Annotated in this window: 10 protein-coding genes and 2 pseudogenes; 9 read left to right on the top strand and 3 right to left on the bottom strand. The window is 39.7% G+C overall.

The genetic code is table 11. The features are described 5' to 3' along the window. Both CDZ78_RS07595 and CDZ78_RS23620 read right to left on the bottom strand, forming a co-directional pair. Nucleotides 1-269: pseudogene (locus CDZ78_RS07595) on the bottom strand (type I restriction endonuclease subunit R, EcoR124 family); the annotation flags it as partial. Between the two features lie 77 nt (nucleotides 270-346). Continuing rightward, a complete protein-coding gene (locus CDZ78_RS23620) occupies nucleotides 347-472 on the bottom strand; it encodes a hypothetical protein (RefSeq protein ID WP_263459175.1) in 126 nt (41 codons plus the stop codon). Between the two features lie 19 nt (nucleotides 473-491). Here CDZ78_RS23620 and CDZ78_RS07590 point away from each other — a divergent pair, with 19 nt between their 5' ends. Next, a complete protein-coding gene (locus CDZ78_RS07590) occupies nucleotides 492-794 on the top strand; it encodes a DUF2202 domain-containing protein (protein WP_087869466.1) in 303 nt (100 codons plus the stop codon). A gap of 88 nt (nucleotides 795-882) precedes the next feature. On the opposite strand, the gene CDZ78_RS07585 is transcribed toward CDZ78_RS07590, so the two are convergent. Beyond that, nucleotides 883-2,517, bottom strand: coding sequence for an alpha-D-glucose phosphate-specific phosphoglucomutase (locus CDZ78_RS07585; RefSeq protein ID WP_087869465.1), 1,635 nt, complete (start codon nucleotides 2,515-2,517; stop codon nucleotides 883-885). 55 nt (nucleotides 2,518-2,572) lie between these two features. Between CDZ78_RS07585 and CDZ78_RS07580 the strand changes: the two genes are divergently transcribed. The 8 genes and pseudogenes from CDZ78_RS07580 (at nucleotide 2,573) to pgsA (ending at nucleotide 11,871) form a co-directional block, all read left to right on the top strand. Then, nucleotides 2,573-3,112 carry a L,D-transpeptidase family protein gene (locus tag CDZ78_RS07580; RefSeq protein WP_087869464.1) on the top strand — a complete coding sequence of 180 codons (540 nt, stop codon included), beginning with the start codon at nucleotides 2,573-2,575 and terminating at the stop codon, nucleotides 3,110-3,112. A 147-nt stretch (nucleotides 3,113-3,259) separates the two neighbouring features. Then, nucleotides 3,260-3,529, top strand: coding sequence for an Lpp/OprI family alanine-zipper lipoprotein (locus tag CDZ78_RS07575; protein WP_087869463.1), 270 nt, complete (start codon nucleotides 3,260-3,262; stop codon nucleotides 3,527-3,529). 107 nt (nucleotides 3,530-3,636) lie between these two features. Next, nucleotides 3,637-3,780: pseudogene (locus CDZ78_RS07570) on the top strand (transposase); the annotation flags it as partial. Between the two features lie 365 nt (nucleotides 3,781-4,145). Further along, the gene (locus CDZ78_RS07565) at nucleotides 4,146-5,285 is read left to right on the top strand and encodes an exonuclease SbcCD subunit D (protein WP_087869462.1); all 1,140 of its coding nucleotides are present in this window, start codon (nucleotides 4,146-4,148) and stop codon (nucleotides 5,283-5,285) included. Then, nucleotides 5,282-8,344, top strand: coding sequence for an AAA family ATPase (locus CDZ78_RS07560; protein WP_087869461.1), 3,063 nt, complete (start codon nucleotides 5,282-5,284; stop codon nucleotides 8,342-8,344). Before CDZ78_RS07565 ends, CDZ78_RS07560 begins: the two co-directional genes overlap by 4 nt. 243 nt (nucleotides 8,345-8,587) lie before the next feature. Next, nucleotides 8,588-9,184 (top strand): Uma2 family endonuclease, encoded by a 597-nt coding sequence (locus CDZ78_RS07555; RefSeq protein ID WP_087869460.1) that lies wholly within the window; start codon nucleotides 8,588-8,590, stop codon nucleotides 9,182-9,184. Between the two features lie 286 nt (nucleotides 9,185-9,470). Then, complete coding sequence (gene uvrC, locus CDZ78_RS07550) at nucleotides 9,471-11,321, top strand: excinuclease ABC subunit UvrC (RefSeq protein WP_087869459.1); 1,851 nt, start codon at nucleotides 9,471-9,473, stop codon at nucleotides 11,319-11,321. Continuing rightward, nucleotides 11,314-11,871 (top strand): CDP-diacylglycerol--glycerol-3-phosphate 3-phosphatidyltransferase, encoded by a 558-nt coding sequence (pgsA, locus tag CDZ78_RS07545; protein WP_087869458.1) that lies wholly within the window; start codon nucleotides 11,314-11,316, stop codon nucleotides 11,869-11,871. The genes uvrC and pgsA overlap by 8 nt, the downstream gene beginning before the upstream one ends. Nucleotides 11,872-12,190: the final 319 nt, after the last annotated feature.

Here is a 12,190-nt window from a genome sequence, read left to right as displayed (position 1 = left end):
TGAAACACACTTTGTTTCTTAGTTAAGTATTGTGGATTAAGCGGACTCATTTTAGGCAGAATTGCATTTAGATCAGTGCCATTTTCACTGGCATATTCTCGTTTTAACGATGCTGTTATATAGCGCTTAGCCGCTTCTTCATTCAGGCTTTCGGCACTAATTAATTCTCTTGCTTCACGTTGTTGTTCAGCTTGGGCAAAGGTAAAGAAAGCATCAATAATACTGGATTTATCGGGTATATTATCTAAATTGGTTTGATTAATAAAATCAGGGAAACGGAGCCTAAGCGGAGTGATGATATTTAGTCCCTGGTAGGCGACAGGGCAATTCGCTGATCCGAAGTGCGCTAGTAGCGCGCGAGGGAGGCAAGAATTGCATTCCGAATAGCCGTCCAGCCATTTGAGGTAGTCTTAACGGAGCAGGGTTTTGTGCGTAGTCGAGACGGACGCAGGGCGACCAGGGCATCTCCCATTCGCTGCGTAGGCGAATGAATGTTGGTGACAGGAGTCCCAGAATGTTGTGAGGTAGCATGGCGCGCCTGGCATATGGATGCACTTTATGTCGGGGCGTTTATTGAAGAGGTTGATATGCATGATATTGAAGTGGCTATTGATATAACTAGCCATGAAGATATTATCAGTGTCTATGAGGAGTTACTAAAAGGTTCGCGTAACCACTTAAGATCGTTTGTCAGTAAAATTGAGGCTGAAGGTGTCGTGTACAAAGCTCAGTATTTAACCCAGGAAGAGGTTGATGCAATAGTCGATACATCTATGGAAAGAGGCTCAATTTAGGCCTAAGTTAAACCAGATAGTTAAAAAAACCGAGTTATTTTATAACTCGGTTTTTTTGCCATAAATTAGCCGGGTGTCATTAAGGCTATTAAGTAATCACAGTAGGTTCAACACGTCCAGTACGTTTTTTAACTTCACAAAACTGTTCCGCAAGTTCTATTAGCTCTGCGAGCGCATCCTGAGGGTCTTGATCATGTTTGCTGGCATCTGCTTCATATTTTTCTAAATAGATACGTAGCGTAGCACCTACAGTACCCGTGCCAGATAAACGAAAAATAATACGTGACCCATCAGTAAAACCTATGCGTATGCCTTGTTGTTCGCTGACGCTATTATCAATAGGGTCGGTATAGCTAAACTCATCGGCGTATTGAACTGTGTATGGGCCAAATGATTGTCCAGCCAGTGCTGAAAGTTGCCCGCGCAGGTGGTCCATTATGTCGTTAGCAATATCAGTTTCTACAGCTTCATAATCATGGCGGCAATAGATGTCACGGCCAAATTTTTGCCAGTGCTCAGTAACTATCTGGCTGACTGGTTGTGCTTTTTTGGCAAGAATATTTAACCAGAATAAAACTGCCCATAAGCCATCTTTTTCACGAACATGACTAGAGCCGGTCCCAAAACTCTCCTCACCACATAGGGTGATTTTATCGGCATCTAATAAATTACCGAAGAATTTCCAGCCTGTGGGGGTTTCAAAGCAGGGTAGGTTCATTGCTTTGGCGACACGGTCAACTGCCTGACTGGTGGGCATTGATCGAGCAACACCACTTATGCCGGCAGCGTAACCAGGAGCAAGTTGCGCATTTGCGGCGATAATGGCTAGGCTATCGCTGGGCGTAACAAAGATGTTATTACCTAAGATCATGTTTCTATCGCCATCACCATCAGAAGCCGCAGCAAAATCTGGCGCATCAGGACTAAACATTAAGTCAGCAAGTTCTTTTGCATGAGCCAGGTTAGGATCTGGGTGGTGTCCGCCAAAATCTTCCAGAGGTATTGCATTGATGACTGATCCAGCTGGTGCGCCTAAAATATCTTCTAAAATACGTGTGGCATACGGACCCGTTATTGCGTGCATTGCATCGAAGCGCAGGCTTAATTTACCTGAACTGATAACTCGTCTAAGAAAATTAAAATCAAATAAGGAGGCCATCAGTTCAGCATAATCGTCGACAGGGTCAATAATACGAATATTGAGCTGATCTATGGTTTGTTCGCCGATTTTATCCAGGTTTATATCTGCAATATCTGCAATTTGGTAGCTGGTTATATTTTTACTATAGTCAAAAAATGCATTGGTATAATTTTCAGGGGCTGGACCGCCACTGCTGATATTATATTTAATACCAAAATCTTCATCAGGACCGCCAGGGTTATGACTGGCAGAAAGAATTAAACCTCCTAGCGCCTGGTATTTTCTGATCAGGTGTGAAGCTGCCGGTGTGGATAGAAGCCCGCCTTGGCCGATGATGAAGTCTGTAAAGCCATTCGCAGCAGCAATTTTAATGATAATTTGTATTGCATCACGATTAAAGTAACGCCCATCACCACCGATAACTAAAGTTTTATTGTCACTTTCTTCCAGTGAGGAAAATATAGCCTGGACGAAGTTTGCTAGATAATGCGCTTGTTGAAATACTTTAACTTTTTTTCTTAAACCTGATGTGCCTGGTTTTTGGTCAGAATAAGCTTGAGTTTTAACCGTTTCTATTTGCATAATATTAAACCTGTACGATGGATTTTAGCCTAGGATTTTAGCATTATAGTCATTTATGCGATATTTCATTTTTTTATTATTAATTTTCTTTGCTTCTTTAGCTATGGGACAAGATCCTATCTGGTTATTGGTCGATACACAGAAAAAACTAATACAGGTTAAGCAAGGAAGCCAGACTTTAGCAAACTTTGAGAATATTTCTATCGGTAGGCAAGGGGCAGGCCATAAGGAAAAGTCGGGCGATGATATCACCCCTCTAGAGGATTATAACATTACTTATACTAATGTTAATAGTCATTTTAGAACATTTTATGGACTGAATTATCCATCACTATCAGATGCTGGTTTGGCATTGTCCGATGAACGAATTTCTTATTCAGAATATGAGCAAATTATCCAGGCGCATAGTGACAATACTTTACCGCCACAAGATACTGGCCTGGGTGGACAAATTGGAATTCATGGGGTGGGTAATGGAGATAAAAAAATACAAGGTGTTTTTGATTGGACACATGGTTGTGTTGCGTTATCTAACCAGCAAATAGATAAACTTGCGCAGTGGGTTTATAAAGGAATGCAGGTGCAAATAAAATAATTTGGCAAACTTTTTAAAACAGGATAAAATTAGATAAATACTTATTTATAGTATTGTATTTTGTTGGCCTAAGCTTTGAGTGTACTTTTTTATTTTATGTTCAGTAACAGTTAGGTTTTAGTGTTAATTTATTAAGGAATAATGCAAATGATTAAATTATTAAAAGTTTCTGCTTTGGTTTTAGGTACGAGTTTAGTGGTAGGTTGTGCAAGTACAGGTGATCTTGAAGCATTACAATCTGATATAGATAGTCTTCAAGCACAAACTGCAGCAATTTCAGCTAAAGCTGATAGCGCAGCAAGTGATGCAGGTGCAGCAGCAGCAAACGCAGCAGCAGCGGCTAACCGTGCTGCAGACTCTGCAGCAGAAACAAACCAAAAATTAGATCGTATGCTTAATAAAGCAATGATGAAGTAATTGATGGATTTTTAAGTGAACTAGACTTATTAAAAAGAAAAAGCCCGTTAACTTAAAAGCTGAAGTTTCCCAATTATTGAGTAGCTGAAATACACAATGCTGGTGTATCTGGAATTCTTGAGGGAATTAATAGCAAGGTCCAACTGGCCAAACGACGAGCAAGAGGTTATCGTAATATTAATAATTTTATCAATATGATTTACTTTCTTTGTGGTAAGTTAAAATTCGACTACCCACTGTATTTCACATAGAGCCTGGATTTTTAAGTCAACTAGACTTATAAAAAGAAAAAGCCCGTTAACTTAAAAGTTAACGGGCTTTTTTATGCTTGAATACAGCTAATGACAGTAATTTTTGGGTGTTTTGATAATACTTTACCTAGTTGATATGTGCTGTATTGAGCCTTAAGTATCTTGGAGAAATTGATTTAATCTTTTCTAGGAAATGTCTTGGTAAAGTTAATAGGCACGTAGAGCGGACTTTAGTCCGCTACATTGATGCCTTATTTTAGTTCCATTATTTTACCTTGGGTACTTATGTTTAAGTATACTAAAGCTTTCTTTGTTTGCCTTATTCAGAGGAGGTCCATTAACAGGGGATTTATCAATGATAATTTATCCATACCTCAGATTGGCATATTGGCCGTTTATTCCAGAATATCTCATTACTGGAAGATCAGTTACATGTACTGAAGCAAATAAAAAACTATGCAAAAGTTCATAAAGTGGACGCACTAGTTATTGCGGGTGATATTTTTGATCGCTCCGTACCTCCTGCGGATGCGGTTGATGCTTTAGATCATTTTCTTGATGAAATTAGTTCGGAATTAAAGCTGCCTATTATTATGATTTCGGGGAATCATGATAGTGCTAAACGATTGGGTTTTGGTGCCGGGCATATGCGCCAATCAGGCTTGCATATTTTAAATAGTATCTCTGATGTGACTACGCCTGTTGTGATAGAAACGGCAACAGGCCCGGTGCATTTTTATGGTATTCCTTATCATGATCCCGTTGTGGTAAGAGAGGCATTTGCTTGTGATGTTGCTACTTATGATGCAGCGCATACTTTTTTGGTAGAGCAAATTAAACAAGTACGAGTTGCTGATGTGCCTGCGGTATTAATCAGTCATTGTTTTATAGATGGTGCTGAGGAGTCTGAGTCGGAACGACCGTTATCAATTGGAGGGGCGGATCGGGTTTCTTATCAACCATTGGAAGATTTTTCTTATGTGGCTTTAGGCCACTTACATGGGCCTCAATACAAAGGGGCTGAACATATTCGTTACTCAGGTTCGTTATTAAAGTATTCTTTTTCTGAGTATCAACAAAACAAAGGCATTACCCTGGTTGAACTAGATGATAAGGGGTTGGTCGCTACGCAGCATTTGCCCTTAAAACCGAAAAAGAATTTAAGGGTTATCGAAGGTTTGTTAACGGAAATTCTGCAACGGGGTCAAACTGACCCGGATAATGAGGATTATATGTTTATCCGCTTGCTGGATAAGCAGGATATTCTTGATCCTTTGGGGCAATTAAGAAAAGTTTACCCCAAGACATTACAGCTAGAGCGGACTCAGTTTATTTTATCTAAAGGCAGTCAGTTGATCGCAGATGTCAGTCTTAAACGAACGGAACAACAGGTGTTTAGTGATTTTTTCGAGCAAGTGATTGGCCATGATTTAAGTACAGAGCAAAATACTTTGTTGTTAGATATTATTGCTGAAGCCAAAGGGGTTGTCGAGGAAAAAGCATGAAGCTCCATTTATTAGAAATACAAGCGTTTGGCCCTTTTGCAAATAAAGAAACCATAGAATTTTCGAATTTAGGTGAGAATGCCTTGTTTTTAATTGATGGCCCAACAGGTGCAGGGAAGTCATCTATTCTGCATGCCATTTGTTATGCTTTATATGGTGAAACAACCGATTCAGATCGTAAAGAGTTAGGTTTGCGCTGTGATCATGCGCCAGCCGATAGGCTGACTGAGTTATCATTAGAATTCAGTATTAGAGGGGATAAATACCGTATTACTAGAGTGCCAACTCAAATGCGTCCGGCTAAGCGGGGGGATGGTGAAACAGAACAAAAGCCCACCGCGCATTTATGTCGTGTACTTGATGATGGTGAGGAAAAAACCTTAGTTGCCAAAAAGACCCGGGATGCGGATGCCACAATTGAGCAGATTATAGGACTGACACCTGAGCAATTTTTACAGGTCATGGTGTTACCACAAGGAAAATTCCGGGAGTTATTATTAGCTAAATCAGATGATAGACAAGTGATTTTATCGACCTTGTTTCAAACGGAAATCTATAAACGCATAGAACAATTGCTTAAAGATAAGGCTGGGGCTATCGAAAAGCAGAATCATAGTTTTGAAGATAGGAAAGCTGAAGCTTATTCTGATGTCAATGTTGCAGATAATGAAGTGCTGGATAAAGTAATCGAAGAAGCCGTTAGTTTGTTAGAACTAAAGCTAAAAGAAAAAGATAAATCTGCTGGCAAAAAACAACAAGCCGTTATCGCACTTGAATCAGCAGCTGCATTGAGTAAACCGTTTGCTACTCGGCATAACAAACAGCAAGACCTAGAGGCTTATCTGCAAAAAACTGATGCAATAAATACTAATAAAGCGAGTATTGAACGGGCTGAAAAAGCAGCGTCTATTGCACCTAAGTGGCTAGTGCTTCAAACGCTACTAAAAGATATTAAAGATAAACAAGCAGCTATTGCTAAAACCGAAATAGATAAAGAAAATGCTGTAGCCCGGCTTAGCAAGGCAAAGGAATTAGTAGAGCAGGCAGAGGTAAAGTATAAACAACGCGATAGACTTAAAGGGGAAGAAACGAGGCTTAAGGGATATCAGGAAAAGTTAGTGACTTACCAATCCTTAAAAGATGCTTCGGTATTGGCTGATAATCATTATAAACAGGCGATTGATCAAAAAATAGTATTAGAGTCACAGGCGGTAGCTATTACAAAAGACCTAGATGCATTACAGTCTGAGGTTGAAGCATTGGCAAAGGCAAGCCTTAATAAGGCGGCATGTGTCGAACAAAAAATAATGGCTAAAGGAGTTTTTGATAAACGTAAGGAGCTAGAAACCGCCCAGGCTGATTTGCTGACGATTAATAAGTCTTACCAAAAAGAAAAGGATAGATTTGAGTTAACTGAACTTGCTTATCAAGAAGCGGAAAAGCAAGCAAATCGAAGAGAAATGCACTGGTTTTCTAATCAGGCTGCGGTATTAGCAGCAAAGTTAGAAGAAAAACAACCTTGTTCTGTCTGTGGTAGTCTTGAGCATCCTAACCCAGCTGGTTTCCTGGAAGGTTCATTAGATATCAATCAAGAAACAGTTGATCAGGTTAGGGAATTACAAGCACAACAACTCAACAAGATGAATGCCAGCAAAGGCCTTGTACAAGGGTATTTGCACTCTGTTAGCGATAAAGAAAATGATGTTAATAAACTGACGCTAGCATTAGCGGAAGATGCTAATAAATCAATTGCCGAGGTTGAGGCAGACTATAAAACCTTAGATAAAAAATTAAAAGCAATTGAGATTAAGGAGCAGCTATTAATCAAAGCGAAAAAACAGCAGTTTGAGAAAGAAAATAAGCGCTCACCAATCGCTAATGAGATTAAAGTAATTGAAGCTAAAATACCTGAATTAAGTTCTCTGAAAGCCACGGCAAAAAGTGAGCTGGATAATGCCAATAAATTATTACCGGAGGAGTTTAGAAGTAACAAGGCTATTGAAAAGTCACTTAGCCAGATTGGTCAAAAAATTACAGATATAGAAATCAGGCAGTTAGCTGCTAATAAAGAGCAGACTGATTCGCTAACTAATCAATCTTCTATAGAGTCAAAGCTTAAGGCTTTGAATAATAATCTGGATGACTTAAATAAGCGTCAGGATTCTCAAGCAAAGCTATGGGAACAAGCATTAATGAATAGTGATTTTTCTACTCAAGCAGACTTTGCTAACGCTCAGCTGGCTGATGACGAGCTTGAAGTACTTAGGAATAAGGTTAAAACACATGAAGAGTCAGTCAAAGCATTACAGGCTGAATTGGGTTTACTGGGCGAACAGTTAAAAGATAAACAGCGGCCTGATTTAGAAATACTACAACAGCAATGTGATGAGTTAAATAAAGCGTTTACTTTAGCAGAGATAATGTGGTCAGAATCCAGCCAATATTTAACAAAGTTAAGCGATACACGCAAAAAAGTTAAACAGATTGAAAACCAGCAAGCTGATATAAAAAAGCAGTATGAAGTTGTCGGAACTTTATCAAAAGCAGCGTCAGGTAGAGGGAATGTCCGCGTAAGTCTGGAACGATTTGTACTGGGGAATATATTAGATCAAGTACTCAGTATTGCGAGTGAACGGTTACATATTATGAGTAAAGGGCAATACCGGCTTATTCGTCAAAATGAAGAGCATCAAAAAAGAAATACAACAGCAGGTTTAGATTTAGCCATTGATGATGCTTATACTGGGAAAGCCAGGCCTGTAGCGACGTTATCGGGTGGTGAATCATTTATGGCATCTCTTGCATTGGCGTTGGGATTGTCTGATGTTGTTCAAGAACGTTCCGGTGGAATACAGCTAGATACTCTGTTTATCGATGAGGGTTTTGGTAGTCTGGATCAGGATTCATTGCAGTTGGCCATCAATACTTTAATTGATCTGCAATCCACTGGGCGAACTATTGGGATTATTTCTCATGTTTCCGAGTTGAAAGAGCAAATGGCACAACGGATTGAGGTTACTGGGTCAAGAAGTGGCAGTAGCATTAAAATGCTTGCTTAAACCTAGGAAAGTCAGTTGCCCACGGTTTCTAGCACAAGTTATTGATTCCACAGCACTTCAAATTGTGCCCGCTTAATCTATGGGTGAAGTTAAGATTTTTTTAAAGCACTGTAAAAGCAATGCCTTGCACTATAAACTCGCGTTTAACTGATTTTTCTAGGTTAAATAATGAAACATAATAATTATATCCAGTTTTGGAAAAACAGCTAGAATTAGGATAGCAATTGTCATAGGGAGCAAACAATGGGCTTAGCATTAAAAGATTCTGCATATCATACTTATGCTGATTATCTCCAATGGACAGAGAATAACTATGAGTTGATTGATGGTGAAGCATATTTTATAGCACCTGCGCCTAGCTTAGAGCATCAAGACGTTGCAGGAGAAATTTTTAGGCAAATTGCGAATGCTCTAGTGGGGAAAAAATGTAGAGTTTTTATGGCGCCAGTAGATGTCAGGTTGCCAAAGACTAATGAACCTGATGAACAAACGGATACAGTTGTCCAGCCTGATGTTTTAGTCGTATGCGATACTAATAAATTAGATCGTAGAGGTGTACGTGGTGCGCCTGACTGGGTATTAGAAGTTTTATCACCAGCAACGGCGAGTCATGACCAGATTAAAAAACGCGACCTTTATAAGCGACATGGTGTGCGTGAATATTGGCTGATTCACCCTGTAGATAGAGTATTAACAATTTATCTATTAAAAGACAAAGAATTTACAAAACCTGAAATAGTGGAATTATCTGCTGCAACCGCGATTACGGTACTGAATGATATAGTTATTCAATGGGATGACTTATTAACGCGTTTGCCGCAAGTAGAAGATCTTTATTAAAAACATGTAGTTTTTTTTGTACCTTTCATATTATCTCCAAAGTAGTTTACACTTTTCTATTTTTAAAGAGTTGGGGGCGCGGGCAGCTTGCCCGCGATTATTAGTTATACGCGGGCAAGCTGCCCGCGCGCCCAGGGAAAAAAGTGTTAACGGGGAAATGAAGGATGCCGTTTTTTGCTACTTTGAAGGTCAAGAATATACTAATGAAGTATAGATATAGTTATTTTTCAAGTCCTGGTTGCTCTTTATGATAAAAACATTGATAAATTGTGAAAGAGTTATTTAAATGACAACAGTTGAACAAGCGGAGATTGATCAACAGAAATTTGATATAGAAGATTTTTTAAAAAATCTGACACGTTTGCCAGGCATTTATAAAATGCTCAATGATAAAGACACCATTGTCTATATCGGCAAAGCGAAAAATCTAAAAAATAGAGTCTCCAGCTATTTTAGAAAAGGTGCGGCATCACCGAAGCAACAGGTGATGGTTGCAAAAATAAAGCGTATAGAAGTTACAGTAACGCATACAGAAGGCGAGGCTTTATTACTAGAAAGCCAGCTGATAAAAAAGCATAAGCCACGTTATAACATCTGTTTAAGAGATGATAAATCCTATCCTTTTATTTATATCTCTTCTGAACAACAATTTCCGCAAATTACTGCTCATCGTGGCGCAAAAAAGAAAAAGGGCAATTATTATGGCCCTTATCCCAGTGCAGGAGCAGTAAGGGAAACTTTAAAGCAGTTACAAAAAATATTTCCGGTTCGGCAATGTGAAGATTCATATTATAAAAACCGCTCAAGACCGTGCCTGCAACATCAAATAGAACGTTGTACTGCACCGTGTGTAGGCTTAATTAGTCCGGAAGATTATCGTGAAGATGTTAACAATACCCGGCTATTCCTAGAGGGAAAGGGCAGTTTGTTGATCGATAAGCTAGTGCAGAATATGGATAAGTTGGTGACTGATTTAGAGTTTGAACGGGCGGCTACTGTCAGGGATCAGATTAGTCAGTTACGCACCATTTTAGAGAAAAACTATGTACATGGTACACGTGGAGATGTAGATATTGTCGCCTGTGCAACTAAGGCAGGTATTGCTTGCGTGCAAATCTTTTTTATTCGTAATGGACAGAACCTGGGTAATAAAACTTTTTTTCCTAAAATAACGGATGAATATGCCCCGGAAAATATTCTGCAGGCATTTATTCCACAATATTATCTGGATAAAAATATTCCTTATGAATTAATTGTTAGCCATAAACCCGAAGAAACAGATTTGTTAATTGAGGTATTGGCTGCTCATGCAGGACATGCAGTGACTATTTCCCCTCATGTGCGCAGTGATCGAGCTAAATGGTTACAAATGGCGAACGTCAATGTTGAAAATGCCTTGCTGACCAAGCTCTCCGATAAACAGGGTGTTTATGCCCGTTTTTTAAGTTTGCAAGAGGAACTGGGTTGTCAGGAAGTCCCTAAACGTCTGGAATGTTTTGATATCAGTCATACCCAAGGTGATTATACAGTTGCATCCTGTGTGGTATTTGATCGTGAGGGACCGGTCAAATCTTCCTATCGTCGTTTTAATATCGCCGGCATCACCCCAGGGGATGATTATGCGGCTATTTATCAGGCGGTCTCAAGGCGTTTTAAACGTTTGGTAAAGGGTGAGCATGAGGCTCCGGATATATTATTTATAGATGGTGGTAAAGGTCAGGTTAATGAAGCAGAAAAGGCATTAGCGGAATTACAGGTAAATAATGTTATGATAGTGGGCGTTTCTAAAGGTCCTGATAGAAAAGCCGGTATGGAGAAAATGATTTTACCTGGCCAGGAGCAACCTATTGATGTAACACCGGGTGCGAGTGGATTATTGCTAATCCAGCATATTAGAGATGAGGCGCATCGTTTTGCTATTACGGGGCATAGAGCCCGTCGAGGTAAAGCAAAGAAAGAATCGGTTTTAGAAACCATTGCAGGATTAGGGCCTAAAAGGCGACAGATTTTATTAAAGCAATTTGGCGGTATGCAAGGAATTTCCAGAGCGGGAGTTGATGCACTTTGCAGTATAGATGGAATTAGCCGACAATTAGCGCAACGAATATACGATACATTCCATCATCAAGATGAATAATTTAAATATACCCACTTTGCTAACGCTATCACGTATTGCGTTAATTCCCATATTGGCCATTTTTTTCTATATACCCTGGGAATATTCTAATATTGCAAGCACAACTATTTTTGTTATAGCAGCAATTACAGATTGGTTAGATGGCTATTTAGCCAGAAAAATGCACGTGGAAACTCCATTTGGTGCTTTTTTAGATCCTGTCGCTGACAAGATTATGGTTGCCTTTGTTTTAGTTTTATTAGTGCAGGTAGAGTCCAGTATCTGGATGACAGTACCTGCTGCGATTATTATTGGTAGAGAGATTACAATTTCATCACTGCGCGAATGGATGGCACAATTGGGCCAGCACGCGACTGTCAAAGTTTCACAAATTGGAAAATGGAAAACAACAGCTCAAATGATTGCCATTGGCTGTTTATTGTATAGTGAGGAATTTGTGGGCGTATCGATGCAATTATTCGGTTTGGTTATGTTGTATATAGCGGCTATTTTAACTCTATGGTCAATGATGAGTTATTTAAAAGTCGCCTATAGCTCCATGACGGACTGACAACTAATAACTGAAGTTTCCTAGTTTTTAAAGCATAAGAATATTAGTTAGTGCTTACGCTGAAAATCATGGAAACGGAGCTTAGCGAAGTGGTGATTTTTAGTCCCTGATAGGCGACAGGGCAATTCGCTGATTCGACGTGTGCTAGCAGCACGCGAGAGGAGCAAGAATTGCATTCCGAATAGCCGTCCAGCCAGTGAGGTAGTAATGACGAAGCGGCTTTTGTGCGTAGTCGTTGCGGACGCAGGGCGTTCAGGGCATCTCCCATCCGCTGCGTAGGTGAACGAATTATGGCGACAGGAGTCCCGGAATTTCGTGA

Source organism: Bathymodiolus platifrons methanotrophic gill symbiont (genome assembly GCF_002189065.1).
GTDB lineage: Bacteria > Pseudomonadota > Gammaproteobacteria > Methylococcales > Methylomonadaceae > Methyloprofundus.
This window is presented reverse-complemented; position numbering and strand designations above follow the sequence as displayed.